The 17,002-nt window shown below is 54.8% G+C and carries 15 protein-coding genes; 8 read left to right on the plus strand and 7 right to left on the minus strand.

The window, feature by feature from the left end:
* Positions 1–5 precede the first annotated feature (5 nt).
* From mhpC to GFB57_RS22330, 3 genes are read right to left on the minus strand one after another with little or no spacing between them, the layout of a single operon-like run.
* Positions 6–872: a 2-hydroxy-6-oxonona-2,4-dienedioate hydrolase gene (mhpC, locus tag GFB57_RS22320; protein WP_016149676.1), complete on the minus strand. Its 867-nt coding sequence runs from the start codon at positions 870–872 to the stop codon at positions 6–8.
* A gap of 28 nt (positions 873–900) precedes the next feature.
* Positions 901–1,845, minus strand: a complete 945-nt coding sequence (gene mhpB, locus GFB57_RS22325) for a 2,3-dihydroxyphenylpropionate/2,3-dihydroxicinnamic acid 1,2-dioxygenase (protein WP_003021366.1) — start codon at positions 1,843–1,845, stop codon at positions 901–903.
* 1 nt (position 1,846) lies between these two features.
* Entirely contained in the window at positions 1,847–3,511 is a 1,665-nt protein-coding gene (locus GFB57_RS22330; protein ID WP_003021363.1) for a bifunctional 3-(3-hydroxy-phenyl)propionate/3-hydroxycinnamic acid hydroxylase, read from the minus strand.
* A 191-nt stretch (positions 3,512–3,702) separates the two neighbouring features.
* Here GFB57_RS22330 and GFB57_RS22335 point away from each other — a divergent pair, with 191 nt between their 5' ends.
* Together GFB57_RS22335 and GFB57_RS22340 are read left to right on the plus strand one after the other, a co-directional pair.
* A complete protein-coding gene (locus GFB57_RS22335) occupies positions 3,703–4,515 on the plus strand; it encodes a DNA-binding transcriptional regulator (protein WP_003838640.1) in 813 nt (270 codons plus the stop codon).
* Between the two features lie 134 nt (positions 4,516–4,649).
* A complete protein-coding gene (locus GFB57_RS22340) occupies positions 4,650–4,958 on the plus strand; it encodes a putative quinol monooxygenase (protein WP_003021356.1) in 309 nt (102 codons plus the stop codon).
* 126 nt (positions 4,959–5,084) lie between these two features.
* On the opposite strand, the gene GFB57_RS22345 is transcribed toward GFB57_RS22340, so the two are convergent.
* On the minus strand, positions 5,085–5,561 hold the full coding sequence (locus GFB57_RS22345) for a cold shock domain-containing protein (protein WP_003021353.1): 477 nt from the start codon (positions 5,559–5,561) through the stop codon (positions 5,085–5,087).
* An 86-nt stretch (positions 5,562–5,647) separates the two neighbouring features.
* Positions 5,648–5,893: a YmjA family protein gene (locus GFB57_RS22350; protein ID WP_003021350.1), complete on the minus strand. Its 246-nt coding sequence runs from the start codon at positions 5,891–5,893 to the stop codon at positions 5,648–5,650.
* Positions 5,894–6,270: 377 nt separating this feature from the next.
* Here GFB57_RS22350 and GFB57_RS22355 point away from each other — a divergent pair, with 377 nt between their 5' ends.
* Both GFB57_RS22355 and GFB57_RS22360 read left to right on the plus strand, forming a co-directional pair.
* Positions 6,271–7,047, plus strand: a complete 777-nt coding sequence (locus GFB57_RS22355; protein WP_003021347.1) for an MBL fold metallo-hydrolase — start codon at positions 6,271–6,273, stop codon at positions 7,045–7,047.
* Positions 7,048–7,065: 18 nt separating this feature from the next.
* Entirely contained in the window at positions 7,066–8,016 is a 951-nt protein-coding gene (locus GFB57_RS22360; RefSeq protein ID WP_003021344.1) for a helix-turn-helix domain-containing protein, read from the plus strand.
* On the opposite strand, the gene GFB57_RS22365 is transcribed toward GFB57_RS22360, so the two are convergent.
* Complete coding sequence (locus GFB57_RS22365; RefSeq protein WP_003021343.1) at positions 8,013–8,675, minus strand: class I SAM-dependent methyltransferase; 663 nt, start codon at positions 8,673–8,675, stop codon at positions 8,013–8,015. The two genes, GFB57_RS22360 and GFB57_RS22365, sit on opposite strands and share 4 nt — an antisense overlap.
* 110 nt (positions 8,676–8,785) lie before the next feature.
* Here GFB57_RS22365 and GFB57_RS22370 point away from each other — a divergent pair, with 110 nt between their 5' ends.
* From GFB57_RS22370 to lacA, 4 genes are all read left to right on the plus strand, one after another.
* A complete protein-coding gene (locus tag GFB57_RS22370; protein ID WP_003021340.1) occupies positions 8,786–9,868 on the plus strand; it encodes a LacI family DNA-binding transcriptional regulator in 1,083 nt (360 codons plus the stop codon).
* Positions 9,869–9,989: 121 nt separating this feature from the next.
* Positions 9,990–13,073 (plus strand): beta-galactosidase, encoded by a 3,084-nt coding sequence (locus GFB57_RS22375; protein ID WP_003021337.1) that lies wholly within the window; start codon positions 9,990–9,992, stop codon positions 13,071–13,073.
* Positions 13,074–13,124: 51 nt separating this feature from the next.
* The gene (locus tag GFB57_RS22380) at positions 13,125–14,378 is read left to right on the plus strand and encodes an MFS transporter (RefSeq protein ID WP_003021333.1); all 1,254 of its coding nucleotides are present in this window, start codon (positions 13,125–13,127) and stop codon (positions 14,376–14,378) included.
* A gap of 28 nt (positions 14,379–14,406) precedes the next feature.
* A complete protein-coding gene (gene lacA, locus GFB57_RS22385) occupies positions 14,407–15,018 on the plus strand; it encodes a galactoside O-acetyltransferase (protein ID WP_003021330.1) in 612 nt (203 codons plus the stop codon).
* Positions 15,019–15,108: 90 nt separating this feature from the next.
* Here the strand turns inward: lacA and prpE are convergent, their stop codons facing one another.
* Positions 15,109–16,995: a propionate--CoA ligase gene (gene prpE / locus GFB57_RS22390; protein WP_003021327.1), complete on the minus strand. Its 1,887-nt coding sequence runs from the start codon at positions 16,993–16,995 to the stop codon at positions 15,109–15,111.
* Positions 16,996–17,002: the final 7 nt, after the last annotated feature.

The raw sequence follows: 17,002 nt of genomic DNA on the forward strand, positions 1-17,002 counted from the left end.
GTTCCTTAAGGGCGTGCGAGGAAGTTCAGCACCAGTTGGTTAAAGGCATCCGCATGCTCCCACTGCGCCCAGTGTCCGCAGTCGCGGTAGATATGCAGCTCAGAACCGGCAATTCCGGAGAGCAGGCGCAGACCGGCATCCATCGGCACAAAGCGGTCATTGCGTCCCCAGACAATCAGGGTCTGGGCTTTGATTTCACCCAGACGCGGGCTGAAATCCGGGAACTGTTTCGGGTTGGCCTCCAGACTCTGGACAAAGTTTTCCAGGTGATCGCGACGCGACAGCATGTTATTCAGGCGTGCCTCAAACAATGCCTCGGTCAGGTCGCTGGTGTCGAAGACAAAGATCTCCATCATCAGCTTCAGGTTCTCGATGGTCGGCTCGCGGTACAGCTGATTCAGGCGCTTGATACCTTCGGTCGGCATCGGGGTAAACAGACTCATGCCGCCCGTTCCGCCGCCCATTAACACCAGTTTGCCCACGCGCTCCGGCCAGCTCAGGGTAAACGCCACAGCACTGTGACCGCCCATCGAGTTACCCAGCAGGTGGACTGTTTGAATATCCAATTGATCGACCACGCTTTTCAGAATGCGAGCGTTGAGATCAGATCGCGAACCGCGGTTAACGATCCCATCGCTTTTGCCCCAGCCTGGACAATCCAGCAGGATCACCCGGTATCCGGCCTGTACCAGCGGATCAATATTGCGGCTGAAGTTTGCCCAGCCCGTCGCGCCAGGACCGGAGCCGTGCAGCAGCACGACGGTCTCTTCGCCCTGTCCACAGTCATTGAAATGCACGCGTAGTGTTTCGCCTGCTTCCTGCACCTCCAGAAAACGACTGGTAGCGGCTTCGGTTTGCGGTTGGTAAGTCATGATGTTCTCCTGCATATTCAGTTCTGTTTCAGTTCTGTGTGGTAGCGCTCAGGGAGCCGAATCCGGCGATCCACTCCGGGATCGGGCGGTAATAACGACCTTCGCTGCGCCAACTACCAAAGGCAGAAATGGCGGCAAAGGCGGCAACCCAGGTTTTCACTTCGTGCGTTGATTTGCCCGCCATCACGGACAGCTCTTCGTTACTGACCGCGTCCAACTCCTGCAAACGCCCCTGCTCAAGCAGGGTCATAAAGCGGTTATCCCAGACGGGGTTAAGCGGGTGCAGCGTGTTTTGATCGGCCACGAACTTCTCGGCGGCGCTGATCACCCGCTGCTGGCGCAGCTCGCGCTCGTTTTCAGGTAACTGTTTGCCGCTGCCGAGCAGGCGGTCACGCATATGGGCATCAGCCTTCGCCAGCTCCGGGACCGGCGGTTGATGCGATAGACCACCGGAGCCTAAAAACAGCACGCGCTTATTCAGCGAGCTGGCGAAACGGCCAATCGCTTCACCGAGCATGCGGGTACGCTGAAAGCCCGGCAGCGGCGTGGCGACGCCGTTAATAAACACCGGCAGCACCGGCACCTTATCCAGACCGCCGAGCAAAAACTCCAGCGGCTGCGCGAAGCCGTGATCGACCTGCATGTTGTAGGACACGGCAAGATCAATGCCGCTTTTCATCACCGCGTGGGCGCAGGCTTCAGCGAGATCTGTCGGCACTGGCAGTTCTCCCGCTGCGCTGCCGAAATCGCCGATCGCCGTAGCTCCCACGCCTAAGCAGAACGGCGGCATCACGTCGTAGAAAAAACCGTTGTAGTGATCGGGGGCAAACAGCACTACCAGTTCCGGGTCGAACGCCGCAATACGCGCCCGGGCGCTGGCGATCACGCCGTTAACCTCGTCGAGCACGGTCTGCGCCGGGTCGACATAGCCCACCAGCGGCGAGTGGGAAAGACAGTGAAGATAAGCGTGCATATCAGGCAACCTTTTCAACAGGAATATCGGCAGTAGCGCGGGTAAGTGTCATCACCGACGCCAGTTTATTCAGGGTGCTGCCCAGGGTTTGCGGAATGGCGATGGCGGCCACGAAGCGGTCCGGGCGCATTACCACCAGCGCGGCGTTGTGTTGGGCAAACCACGCGCGCAGGCGGTTTTGCGTATCACCAATGCGGGTAACGCCGTCGTGGTTATCCTGATCGGTATGTATCTGCGTATCCGGCACGACCTGGATAAAACGCGTCCCCAGCGCCTGCCACTGTTGGATCTGCGACTCGCTCATGCCCCATAGCGGGTTACAGCCCCAGCCAATCACCGCGAAATTCGGTCCAATAACGTTGTCGAGCAGCGTCACTTCGCCCGATTCCAGCGTCACCTTCGGCTGGATAAACATCTTGCCGACCGGAGACGTTCTCGCGTCACCCTCACGCACCAGTGCTCCAACATGGTATTGCGGCATCGGCTTAAAGCGCATTTCGAGGAAGTAGCGTTTGACCGGCGGAATATAATTCAGCAGCCAGGAAACCCCGTCGCGCACCGCGCCGTGCCAGCGTTTTGGCGGCGCCAGCACGTTGCCAGCGGTCACGGAGAGATCGATCATCGCTTTGGCGTGGTCGCGGCGTTCCTGCTGGTAGGTATCCAGCAGCTCATCACCGGCTTTGCCCTTAATGACCAGCGCCAGTTTCCACGCCAGATTGAAAGCATCGCGCATGCCGCTGTTGTACCCCTGCCCCTGCCAGACCGGCATAATGTGCGCCGCATCGCCCGCCAGCAGCACGCGGTCAATGCGAAAACGTTCGGCCAGACGGGCGTTATGGGTATACACGCGCTGGCGGATCAGTTCGACGTTGTCCGGGTTCGGCAGCACTTTGCTCAAGAGCTGACGCATATTCTGCGGTTCACTGAGCTGCGCTTCGGTTTCCCCCGGCATCACCATAAATTCGAAACGGCGCACTGCATGCGGCAGCGCGGCGGAGACGTATGGGCGCACCGGATCGCAGCACAGATACACATGCGGTGTGCTGAGCGGATCGTTGGCGATATCCACCACAATCCACTGATTCGGCGCGGTTTTGCCTTCAAACGGCACGTTCAGCGAGCGTCTGACGTTGCTGCCGCCGCCGTCGCAGGCCACCAGCCACTGGGCCTTCACCGTTTCACGTTGACCGTCCGGCGTTTTCAGATTCAGCGTCACTTCGCCGTTTTGCTGGCTGAGGGCCTCCAGTTCGCGGGAGAACAGGCAGCGCACATTGGGAAAACGCGACAGCCCTTCCAGCATCACTGCGTCCACCTGTGGCTGAATAAACGCGTTACGGCGCGACCAGCCAAATTCGTCAGTCATCGGCTGGATATCAGCAAAGCAGCGGCCTTTCGGCGTGAGAAAGCGCATCGCGTGCCACGGCGTGGTGTGCGGCAAAACGCGCTCGACCAGCCCCACAGACTGCATGGTGCGCAACGCTTCATCGTCAATGCCAATGGCTCGGGGATAGTCGATCAGCGTGTCGAGCTTCTCCACTACCAATACCTCAATGCCCATCTGGCCAAGATAGTTGGCCATCATTAGCCCCACCGGGCCGGCACCGGCAATCGCCACCTGCACGGTGTGCTGCACAGCGGGTTGGATATCCGGGTTTTTTGTTGTCATTTCAGAACCTCACGACTCGGACAAAACGCAATTGCGGACCCTGGTGAGGCGCAACTTGTTTTGTTAAAAATATGTGAATAATTTTTTGTTGTGCGGTCAGTATAGGAGTGAGTTTTTGCGCTACAATCAAAACATGCCTGGATGTGCACTAAGTGCACAACGTTGTTTTACCTGTAGATTTGTCAATGAATATGAAAAATGACGAGAGCACTGAGTACAAAACCGTACGCGGATTAACGCGCGGATTAATGTTATTAAATATGTTAAACCGGCTCGATGGTGGGGCCAGTGTTGGCTTACTTGCTGAGTTAAGCGGCCTGCATCGCACCACGGTCAGACGGCTGCTGGAAACCCTGCAAGATGAGGGTTACGTTCGGCGCAGCCTGTCCGATGACAGCTTTCGCTTAACCATTAAAGTCCGCCAGCTCAGCGAGGGGTTTCGTGACGAGCAGTGGATTTCCGCACTCGCCGCCCCGCTGCTGGGGGATTTGCTGCGCGAGGTCATCTGGCCGACCGACGTTTCCACGCTGGATGTGGACGCGATGGTGGTACGTGAAACAACCCACCGCTTCAGCCGCCTGTCGTTTCACCGGGCGATGGTCGGGCGTCGTTTGCCATTGCTGAAAACCGCATCCGGCCTGACCTGGCTGGCATTCTGTCCGGAGAATGAACGTCAGGAACTGATTGAAATGCTGGCCTCCCGACCAGGAGAAGAGTTCCAGCTTGCGCGCGAACCGCTGAAGCTCAATGCCATTTTAACCCGGGCGCGAAAAGACGGTTTTGGCCAGAACTTTCGCGGCTGGGATCAGGAGGAGAAAATCGCTTCTATCGCCGTCCCCATCCGTAGCGAACAGCGAGTGATCGGCTGCCTGAATCTGGTGTATATGGCAAGCGCCATGACCATCGAACAGGCCGCGGAAAAGCATCTTCCGGCCTTACAAAAGGTGGCGAAACAGATTGAGGACGGCGTCGAGTCGCAGGAGATTTTGGTGGCCGGGAGGTGAAGTAGATCACAGTTATGCGGATCATCTGATTGATAGCTGGCATAATTCACTAACCGGCCGATATAACTTTGTGACGTCTTGCCCAAAAAAATCTTCATTACATAGTGTGCATTCGTTTTCTGCCAGGAGGCTGCGTGTTAAAGGTCATTGCCGAAGATTTCATCAAACTGGAGTTTATTGAAACCGTTCTCCCGTTGTATCGTGAGCTAATATCGGCAACGAAGAAAGAACCGCATTGTATTGCTTACGACCTCTATATTGATGAAAAAGATCCGGGTCATTTTATTTTTATCGAAGAATGGCCAAACCACGCGGCTCTCGATGAACATTGTGCCAGTGAGCATTTCCGACGACTTGTGCCGTTAATTGATCAATACACGCGCCAGGAAGCACGTTACATACTGATGGATAACGTGATAAATCCGACAATATCGTCAGAATAAATACCCAGAATGGGGTTTGCTATTTGGCTCAAATAGATATTCCCTTCTGACAAAAAATACCCATAAAAAAACCGAAACCCGCTCTGAAAAGAGCAGCGTTTCGGCATTCATTGACTCTGAAGGGCTTCAGACCTTAAGCAGTTTCACCGTCTCGTCAATGTCGATTTCATCTTCAGAGAAAATCAGCGTCGTGCCCTGGAAGGTGGTGATAGCCAGCTTTTTCAGCGTGCGCATTTCACCAGGCTTCACGTCTGATTTTGGTCGGATGCTGTTCATCAGCACGCCGACAGACAGCACTGCATTTTCTTTGTCGATACGGGTCTCTACAGGGACTTCTTCACTGTAGACCAGGAATGACTTGATCGAGGTGAGCTTCAGACGCTCGCCTGCGATATAGATGTACTTGCTGTCTGGTATGACTTTTACCGCGTAGGCAGACAAGCCTTTGTTATTGGTGGTGGGCTCAAAAGTCACCGCCGCGTCTTTCTTGATCAGCTCAGGATTAGCAACCTTAATCACATGAAAATAGCGATTGTCGCCGTTTTCATCTTTGATAAATCCAAAGCCTTTATCTTTAAACCACGTTGTGATTGTTCCGTTCATTGCTGTTTCCGCCTGATTAAACCTATTACTCGTAGAGTATACCTACTCAATTTGCGCGCAGTGTAAAACACAGGCCATACCTTTGGCTACTCGTTACCCCAACGATTGAGGAACTCCGCGATATCATCGATACGCTGAGCGTCGACACCGGCCACGGTTGCCATCTCCTGCTGCGCTTCTTCGCTGATCTCTTCGTTGTTCATCAAACGGGTAATCAACTGCTGGAAGTAGTGCGCCAGCGCGTCACGTTCTGTGTCGCTCACCGGCTTTGCGGCCTCGGTCGCGTACTCGTCGGCAATATCATAATATTTAAGCGGAATGTCGTTGTTCATCAGTTGCTCCGGGGGGATATGCGTGTGCCAGCAGTTGCCTGCCGCGTCTGATGTGAATGATAGCATTCTTATTTCATGGTTCGCGATCTGTTTTATTGGTCACTATGCATTACATATATCAATAATGTTTTCTGGCACCACTTCGTATTTAATAAATTTTTCCGTATTTAAGTAACAGCACTCTTATTCATTTCGATATAATGGCTGCGAATTAAATAACGAGCTACAAAGGAAATATTAAATTACTTTAATTACATAATTGATATCTGTAATCCGCTATTGGCCCAATCCCATCGCTAGTCGCCCATTTGCCCACATTCATCTTCTGGACAACACTCTACGATGACACCACTGATCCAACACGTGGAGCAAACATCATGAACATCACGCAAATCCGTAACGCCACGCAGCACATCGCCTTTGGCGGTAAAACTTTTCTGATTGATCCGATGCTGGCGGATAAAGGTACTTATCCGGGCTTTGCCGGAACGGCTCGCGCCGAGATCCGCAACCCGACCGTTGATCTGCCTGTCGATATCGACACGCTGCTCAACGTTGATGCGCTGATCGTGACCCATCTGCATGAAGACCACTGGGATGAAGCAGCGGCTCGTGTCGTGCCGAAAGACAAACCGATTTATGTGCAAAACGATCGCGATGCGCAGGTACTGCGGGGACAAGGTTTCACGCAACTGACCGTACTGACGCAAAACACCGCGCTTGGTGATATCACCCTGCGTAAAACCGGCGGCCAGCACGGTTCGGATCGCGCGTACGCCATCCCGCAAATGGCTGAGCGTCTGGGTGATGCCTGCGGGGTTATCTTCCAGCATCCGGCGGAAAAAACGCTGTATCTGGTAGGGGACACCATCTGGCGCGACGAGGTGGAAACCAACATGCGGACTTTTCAGCCAGGCGTGGTCATTCTGAACGCAGGCTTTGCCCACGTTATCGGGTTTGGCCCAATTATAATGGGCGCAGAAGATGTGCTAAAAACCCACTTCGTACTACCCGAGGCACAAATTTTGGCGACCCACATGGAGGCGATTAATCACTGTCTGTTGACCCGCGCGGCCTTGAAAGAGTACGCCCGCGACAACCAGATTGCGCAATTCGTTAACGTGCCGGAAGATGGCGAAATCCTGACGTTTTAAACTCCACAGAGGAATCGTATGCAACCGCTTAACGTCGCCATTGTTGCCGTGGAAGATTTCAGCCCGTTTCACTTCTCAGTGCCGTGCATTATTTTCAGTGACAAAGTGGCGGCGAAAAAGCGCTTTGAGGTGCAACTGTGCGCCGAACAGCCGGGCATCGTTTCCTCGCAGGATGGCTTCGCCATTACCGCAGCCTACGGCTATGAAGCGGTGGAGGCCGCCGACATCGTAGTGATCCCCTGGTGGGGCACCACGGCACATCGACCACCACAAAGCCTGCTTGATGCGCTCAACCGCGCACGACAAAACGGCGCGCAAATTGTTGGGTTATGTCTGGGCGCGTTTGTTCTCGGCTATGCTGGTCTGCTGGATGGCAAACGGGCGGCTACGCACTGGGAATTCGAACAAGATTTTCAGGCGCGCTTTCCGGCAGCCCATCTGGATATCAACGCGCTGTACGTGGATGACGACGGTATTATTACCTCGGCAGGGACCGCCGCCGCGCTGGATTGCTGCCTGTACGTCATCCGCCAGCGTTTTGGCAGCACGGTGGCGAATCAGATTGCCCGACGGATGATTGTACCGCCACATCGCGAGGGCGGTCAGGCACAGTTTATCGAACAACCGGTAGCGAAAAATACCCAGGATCAGCGCATCAACGCCCTGCTCGACTATTTGCGCCAGCATCTCCACGAACCGCATAATCTCGACGAGCTGGCGCAGCGAGTGATGATGAGCCGTCGTACCCTCACTCGTCATTTTATGAAGGCCACCGGGTCAAGCGTAGCCGAATGGTTGATTGCCGAGCGCCTGCGCCGTAGCCAGACGCTGCTGGAGTCCAGCCAGTTACCCGTTGAACGCATTGCAGAACAGGTTGGTTTTCAGTCGCCCGTCACCTGGCGCCAGCATTTTAAATCCCACTTTGGTGTTAGCCCGTCTGAATGGCGTAAAACCTTTCGCGGCGATTAGCCTCTTTTTTGCGCCAGCCAGACGGTGTGCCCGGCGCAGTGCGGGTCTTCCATCACCACCTCGACTACCGCAAAACCATGCGCTAACAGCAATGCGCGGTATTCGTCCGGCGCGAGGCTGGCGTGAAACAGCGGCTCACCCTCAAATTGCCCCATCGCGATGCCATTGTCCGTACCGCTGGTAAACATCAGCGCGCTGCCGGGATGGCTGAGGCGGTCAAAAATCGGGAACATCTTTTGCTGGTCCTGCTGAGTTAAATGGAAAAAACTGTCCCAGGCGATCAGACCATCGAAAGTCTCATTGAGTGCCAGTTCGCGCATATCCTGCTCCAGCCAGCGCTGTACGGGAAAAGTGTTTCGGGCCCGCGCCAGCATCGCCGGGGAACCATCAACGCCGGTAAGCTGAAAACCTTGCTGGATAAAATAACCGGCAATCGGCTGACCGTTGCCGCAGCCAATATCCACAATGCTGCCCTGCCCGCCCATCACGGAAATGAATTTATCGAGCCAGCTTTTCTCGAACAAGGTGCGCGAGCGCTGGCTGGCAAAGGCATCCGCATGACGTCGGTAGATGGACAGAATATTATTTGCCGCAGAGTCGCTCACAATGTCCTCACTTTTTTCTTCTGTTAAGAAGAACGACGATAAATCCTCCAGCACACGATCCGCAACCCTGGAATGCGCCTCGCAGAACCTATGCGTAAATCCCCCAAAACCATCCCGCTGTGGCATCATAGCGCGCAGATAACGTCATGACAGGGGTGATAAACGTGAAACCGGTAACGCTATACGATGTGGCAGACCATGCAGGTGTCTCTTACCAGACCGTCTCGCGCGTCGTTAATCAGGCCAGCCACGTTTCCGCAAAAACCCGACAAAAAGTTGAGGCCGCGATGGCGGAACTCAATTACATCCCTAACCGCGTCGCACAGCAGCTGGCTGGCAAACAGACGCCGCTGATTGGCGTTGTGACGGCGAACCTTGCCCTGCATGCCCCCTCACAAATCGTTGCCGCCATAAAATCCCGTGCCGACCAGTCCGGTGCCAGCGTGGTGATCGCCATGGTCGAGCGCAGCGGCGTTGAGGCATGTAAAGCCGCGGTCCACAACCTGCTTTCTCAGCGCGTAACCGGGCTTATCATCAACTATCCACTGGATGAAGAAGACGCCATTGCCGTGGCCGCCGCCTGCGGTACTGTGCCGGTGCTGTTTCTCGATGTCTCTGACCTGACGCCAATTAAAAGCGTGATTTTCTCGCATGACGACGGCGCGCGCCTCGGCGTTGAACATCTGGTGCAGTACGGACATCAGCGTATCGCCCTGCTGAGCGGGCCGCACACTTCCGTTTCGGCAAGGCTTCGCCGTGCGGGCTGGCACAAGTATCTGGAACATTACCAGCTACAACCCGTTGTGGAGCTGGAAGGCGACTGGAGTGCGATGTCTGGTTTTCAGCAAACGATGCATATGCTGAATAACGGTAACCTCCCTACCGCCATGCTGGTCGCTAACGATCAAATGGCGCTGGGCGCGATGCGCGCAATCAGCGAGTTCGGTCTGCGGGTGGCGGTAGATATCTCGGTGATTGGCTACGATGATACCGAAGACAGCGCCTGCTACATTCCACCGCTGACCACCATCAGGCAAGATTTTCCGTTATTGGGTGAAACCAGCGTCGACAGGCTGCTGCAACTTCCCCGTGGCGAATCAACCGTGGGCAATCAACTGCTGCCCGTCACCCTGGTTAAGCGCAAAACGGTTCTGCCCCCCAACACCCAAACCACCTCACCCCAGGCGCTGGCCGATTCATTGATCCAGCTCGCGCGGCAAGTTTCTCAGCTCGCACCCAAATTGTGAACGCACAACAATTGTGTGAGTCAGTTCACTCATTGAACGCCCCAGCCTTTACAGTTGGGATCGCTTATCCGTATTTTGATTGAAATTGTGAGCGTATAACAAATTCAAACAGGATACCGTTATGAACCTGAACACAGATTCACTCTCCGCTGTTCTGGCCCGCCGTGACTGGGAAAATCCCGGCGTCACGCAGCTCAACCGCCTGGAGGCGCATCCACCGTTCTGTAGCTGGCGTTCAGCAGATGACGCACGTACGAATCAGCGTTCGAGTCAGTTACGCTCGCTGAATGGCCAGTGGCAATTTGCCTGGTTTGCCGCGCCGGAGGCTGTGCCGGAAAGCTGGTTGACAAGCGATCTGCCACAAGCTGATACTGTCAACGTCCCCTCGAACTGGCAGATGGACGGTTACGATGCGCCAATTTATACCAACGTCACCTACCCAATCCCGGTTAACCCTCCGTACGTTCCGGCACAGAACCCGACAGGATGTTACTCGCTCACATTTTATATTGACGATATCTGGTTAGATGAGGGTCAGACGCGCATTATTTTTGACGGCGTGAACTCCGCATTTCATTTGTGGTGCAACGGCCGCTGGGTCGGCTACGGACAGGACAGCCGCCTGCCATCTGAATTCGATCTTAGCGATTATCTGCAGCACGGCGAAAACCGTCTGGCGGTGATGGTGCTGCGCTGGAGCGATGGCAGCTATCTGGAAGACCAGGATATGTGGCGCATGAGCGGTATTTTTCGCGACGTATCTTTGCTGCATAAGCCCACAACGCAAATTCGCGACCTGCGCATTAATACCCGGTTTAACGACGACTTCAGCCGCGCCACGCTGGCAGTGGAAGTCAGAGTAGCGGGCAACGCGAGCGAAGATTTACGCGTAGCCCTGCAATTGTGGGAGGGGGAAACGCTCACAGCCGAAACGAATTCCCCACTCGGCAGTGAGATTATTGATGAACGCGGTGCTTATCATGACCGGGTGACTCTGTGTCTGAACGTCAAAAAACCGGCTCTATGGAGTGCCGAAACGCCCAATCTGTACCGCGCCGTTGTGCAGTTGCGCACCGCGGACGGAGCGCTGATAGAAGCGGAGGCCTGTGACGTCGGCTTTCGTCAGGTTTGCATTGAAAACGGACTGCTGTTACTCAATGGTAAGCCGCTGTTGATTCGCGGTACCAACCGTCATGAGCACCATCCGATCAACGGCCAGGTGATGGATGAGGCGACGATGGTGCAAGACATCATCCTGATGAAGCAGAATAACTTCAACGCCGTGCGCTGCTCCCATTACCCAAATCACCCGCTGTGGTACACCCTGTGCGATCGCTACGGCTTGTATGTCGTCGACGAAGCCAATATTGAAACCCACGGCATGGTGCCGATGAATCGCCTCACCGACGATCCCGCATGGTTGCCTGCCATGAGCCAGCGCGTCACGCGCATGGTGCAGCGCGATCGCAACCATCCGAGCATTATCATCTGGTCTCTGGGCAATGAATCCGGCCATGGCGTCAATCACGACGCGCTCTACCGCTGGATAAAATCAGAAGACCCGTCACGCCCGGTACAATATGAAGGCGGCGGCGCAAATACCGCAGCGACCGATATAATTTGCCCGATGTACGCCCGCGTCGATCAGGATCAGCCCTTCCCCGCCGTCCCAAAATGGTCGATTAAAAAGTGGCTGTCGATGCCCGGCGAACAGCGTCCGCTGATCCTTTGTGAATATGCCCACGCCATGGGCAACAGTTTCGGTGGCTTTGCCAAATACTGGCAAGCGTTCCGTCAGTATCCGCGCCTGCAGGGCGGATTTGTCTGGGACTGGGTGGATCAGTCGCTGACCAAATATGATGAGAACGGCAAAGCATGGTCAGCCTACGGTGGCGATTTTGGCGACACACCTAACGATCGTCAGTTTTGCATGAACGGGCTGGTGTTCGCCGATCGCACCCCACACCCGGCGTTATACGAGGCCAAACATGAACAGCAGTTTTTCCAGTTCACGTTACTGCCGGGCGCTAAACGCCAGATTGAAGTGACCAGCGAATATCTGTTCCGCCGCAGCGATAACGAAGTTCTGCACTGGTCTATTGCCCAGGACGGCAACCCGCTGGCCGCCGGAGAAATCGTTCTGGATATCGCTCCACAGGGTCGCCAGGTGATTACCCTGCCAGATGTCCCGATGCCGGAAACCGCAGGTCAGCTGTGGCTGACGGTACGCGTAGAACAACCTCAGGCAACCGCGTGGTCAGACGCCGGGCACATCAGCGCCTGGCAGCAATGGAAGCTTCAAGAGAAGCTCAGCCTGACGCAACTGCCGTCTGCCCGCACCGCGCCACAGCTCAATGTGAGCGAAAACGTCTTTACTGTTGAGAACGACAACAAGCGCTGGCAATTCGACCGTCAGTCTGGCCTGCTGACACAGTACTGGATTGGCGATTCAGCCCAACTGTTAACTCCGCTTACTGACCAGTTCACCCGCGCCCCGCTGGACAACGACATCGGCGTGAGCGAGTCAACCCGCATCGACCCGAACGCCTGGGTCGAACGCTGGAAGGCCGCCGGTCACTATCAGGCTGAAGCAACGTTACTACACTGTGCTGCCAATACGCTGAGCGATGCGGTACTGATCACCACTGAACATGCGTGGCAGTATCAGGGCGAAACGCTGTTCATCAGCCGAAAAAGCTACCGCATTGACGGCAAGGGTGAAATGCAGATAACGGTGGATGTCGACGTTGCCAGCGGTACGCCGCATCCGGCCCGCATCGGCCTGAGCTGCCAGTTAGTGCAGATCTCAGAGCGAGTGAACTGGTTAGGTCTCGGTCCACATGAGAACTACCCGGACCGTCTGGGCGCCGCCTGTTTTGATCGCTGGGATCTGTCGCTTGATGAGATGTACACCCCGTATGTTTTCCCAAGTGAAAACGGTCTGCGCTGCGGCACGCGCGAACTGCACTACGGCGCGCACCAGTGGCGTGGGGACTTCCTGTTCAACATCAGCCGCTTTAGCCAGCAGCAACTGATGGCAACCAGCCACCGCCATTTGCTGCAGCCTGAGGCGGGCACCTGGCTCAATATTGATGGCTTCCATATGGGCATTGGCGGCGATGATTCGTGGAGCCCTTCCGTGTCGCCGGAATTTCTGCTGAGCGCCGGACGCTACCACTTCCAGTTCATCTGGGGCCAAAAATAATAATATAAGTTGGGCAGGCCCAAACCTGCCCGCATTTATAGGAAGTCTGTTATGTATTATTTAAAAAACACTAACTTTTGGATGTTCGGCTTTTTCTTCTTCTTTTACTTTTTTATTATGGGTGCGTATTTCCCCTTCTTCCCCATCTGGTTACACGAGGTAAACCATATCAGCAAAGGCGATACCGGCATCATCTTCGCCTGTATCTCACTGTTTTCTTTGTTATTCCAGCCAATTTTCGGACTGCTCTCCGACAAGCTTGGCCTGCGTAAACATCTGCTGTGGGTAATTACCGGCATGCTGGTAATGTTTGCCCCGTTCTTTATTTACGTTTTTGGTCCGTTATTACAAGTTAATATTTTACTGGGTTCAATTGTCGGTGGGATTTACCTTGGCTTTATTTACAATGCCGGCGCTCCGGCGATTGAAGCCTATATTGAAAAAGCCAGCCGCCGAAGCAACTTTGAATTTGGTCGCGCGCGCATGTTTGGTTGCGTGGGCTGGGCGCTGTGCGCCTCGATTGCCGGCATTATGTTCACCATCAATAACCAATTTGTCTTTTGGTTAGGCTCCGGCTGCGCGGTCATTTTGGCATTGCTGCTGTTATTTTCAAAAACAGATGCCCCCTCTTCTGCAAAAGTCGCGGATGCGGTAGGCGCCAATAACTCGGCATTCAGCCTGAAGCTGGCGCTGGAGTTATTTAAACAACCAAAACTTTGGTTCCTTTCCCTGTACGTAGTTGGCGTTTCCTGTACTTACGATGTGTTTGACCAGCAGTTCGCCAACTTCTTTACCTCGTTCTTTGCCACCGGCGAACAGGGCACCCGCGTGTTTGGCTACGTCACGACAATGGGAGAATTACTCAACGCCTCAATCATGTTCTTTGCGCCGCTGATTGTGAATCGCATCGGCGGGAAGAACGCCCTGCTGCTGGCAGGTACGATTATGTCGGTAAGGATTATTGGCTCCTCATTCGCCACTACTGCGCTGGAAGTCGTTATTCTCAAAACGTTGCATATGTTTGAGATACCGTTCCTGATCGTCGGTTGCTTCAAATACATCACCAGTCAGTTTGAAGTGCGTTTCTCGGCGACGATTTATCTGGTGTGTTTCTGCTTCTTCAAACAGTTAGCAATGATTTTCATGTCAGTTCTGGCCGGGAAAATGTATGAAAGTATTGGTTTCCAGGGAGCTTATCTGGTGCTGGGGATTATTGCGCTGAGCTTCACGTTGATTTCCGTATTTACCCTAAGTGGACCGGGGCCGTTTTCCCGCGTTTTCACCCCGGCAAGTAAACAAGTCTGAAGACAAATAACAAGAAGGAATATCTTCGATGAGCATGTCTATGAGAGACAGAATGAAAGCAGGCAAGCTGTTTACTGATATGTGCGAGGGGCTGCCGGAAGAGAGACTGCGCGGAAAGGAGTTAATGTATGAATTTAACCACACGCGTCCATCGGAGATTAAAAAGAGGGAAAAACTGATTCGTGAAATGTTTGCCACCGTGGGAGAGAATGCGTGGATCGAGCCTCCCATTTATTTCTCTTACGGCAGCAATATTCACATTGGCAAAAACTTCTACGCCAATTTTAACTTTACCATTGTGGATGATTACACGGTCACCATTGGCGATAACGTATTAATTGCGCCAAACGTCACTATCTCGGTAACAGGTCACCCTGTTCATCATGAATTAAGGAAATCCGGAGAGATGTTTTCCTTTCCGGTCACCATCGGCAATAACGTATGGATTGGCAGTAATGTGGTCATCAATCCAGGCGTAACGATTGGCGATAATTCCGTGATTGGCGCAGGGAGTGTCGTCACAAAAGACATTCCGGCAAATGTCGTGGCTGTGGGAGTTCCCTGTCGGGTTATCCGCGAGATAAATGACAGAGATAAGCAATATTATTATAAAAACTATAAATTAGAAGATGCTCTTTGATACTGGGCATAACGCCGGATGGTGCCGCATTGCGGCTTATCCGGCGACCAGGCCCGGTGAGCATCGCGCCACCGGGCCTGGTTATAACCGCTATTCCTCGATCGCCTGACGGATTTGCTGCAGCGACGCGGGATCGTCAATGGTCGTCAGATCGCCGGGATCGCGGCCTTCGCAGATCGCCTGGATCGTCCGTCTGAGCATTTTACCGGAACGTGTTTTCGGCAACTGCGACACAAACCAGACGTGTGCCGGACGGCCAAAGTTGCCAATCTGGCTGTCCACCAGCGCCATAATCGCCTTCTCTTCCGAATGTGCGATGTCGCGATCTTCAAGGCTGTCGCTCTGTTTCGGAATAACAAACGCGACCGCTACCTGCCCCTTCAGCGCGTCCTTCACGCCGACTACCGCCACTTCCGCAACGTTCGGATAGCTGGAAATACTCTCCTCGATCTCGCGCGTCCCCAACCGGTGCCCTGCCACGTTTATCACGTCATCCGTACGCCCCAGAATGAAGTAATAGCCGTCAGCGTCACGAATGCCCCAGTCAAAGGTGGCGTACACCTGGTGAGAAAACAGCGACCAGTAGGTATTCACAAACCGCGCGTCATCCCCCCAGATAGTCTGGATACAGCCCGGCGGCAGCGGCCCTTCAATCACCAGCATGCCCTTCTCATTCGCCGCACAAGGTTCACCGGTCACCTCATTGAGCAGTTGTACGTTGTAGCCGTACATCGGCACGCCGGGACTGCCCAGACGCGACGGCCTGTCGTCCAGCCCGCGGGCAATTGCCATAATCGGCCAACCAGATTCGGTCTGCCAGTAGTTATCGATAACCGGGACACCCAGCGTTTCCGTTACCCAACTGGCGGTTGGTTCGTCCAGCGGTTCCCCCGCCAGATACAGCACCTCCAGCGAGGAGAGATCGTGATTACGGATTTGCGCGGTCGGGAATTTCTTCAGCACGCGGATGGCGGTCGGGGCGGAGAACATCCGGCAGACCTGATACTTCTCAACAATTTTCCACCATACACCACAGTCCGGATACGTTGGCAGACCTTCGTAAACCACCGTCGCCATCCCCGCCAGCAGCGGGGCATACACGATATACGAATGCCCAACTACCCAGCCGATATCCGACGCGCAGAAGAACACGCCGCCCGCTTTACCGCCGAAAATGGTGTCCATCGAGGTCGCCAGCGCGACCGCATAGCCGCCAACGTCGCGCTGGACGCCTTTCGGTTTACCGGTTGTCCCGGAGGTGTAGAGAATGCAGGAGGTTTCGTTCGATTCCAGCCAGACAACTGGTACCCTCGCGCCGAGATGCTGTTGGCGCAGGGCGGCAAAGTCGAGGTCTCGCCCCTCGACCCGCGCCATTTTCGCCAGACCGCGGTCGACCAGCACCACATGACGCGGTCGGTGCTGCGCCTGTTCGATCGCATCATCGAGCAGCTTTTTATACGGCAGGATCTTGCCCCCGCGCGCCCCGGCATCCGCCGAGACGATAACCACCGGTCTGGCGTCGTCGATGCGCGCCGCCACGCTGTGCGAGGCGAAACCACCGAACACCACCGAATGAATTGCCCCAATGCGTGCGCAGGCCAGCAGCGTAATGTGCGCCTCGGCGATCATCGGCATATACACCAGCACCCGATCGCCACGCTGTACGCCCAGCGACAATAGCATCGCCGCCGCGACGTTCACTTCGTCATACAACTGACGAAAGGTAAACGTGCGTTCTTCTTCAGTTTCTGATGACACAGCAATCAGCGCCAGCGCGTCAGGCTGTTTCTCCAGCCAGCGGTCGATGGCGTTATGGCACAGATTGGTCGTGCCGCCGCAAAACCAGCGGGCAAACGGCGGGTTGCTGTGGTCCAGTACCTGCGTATACGGCTGCTGCCAGTCAATACGCTGGGCCTGCTCGGCCCAGAACGACTCCGGTTGCGTTATAGAACGTTGATAAAACTCGCTATAAGACATAATGCTC

Source organism: Citrobacter sp. S39 (assembly GCF_009495675.1).
GTDB lineage: Bacteria > Pseudomonadota > Gammaproteobacteria > Enterobacterales > Enterobacteriaceae > Citrobacter > Citrobacter freundii.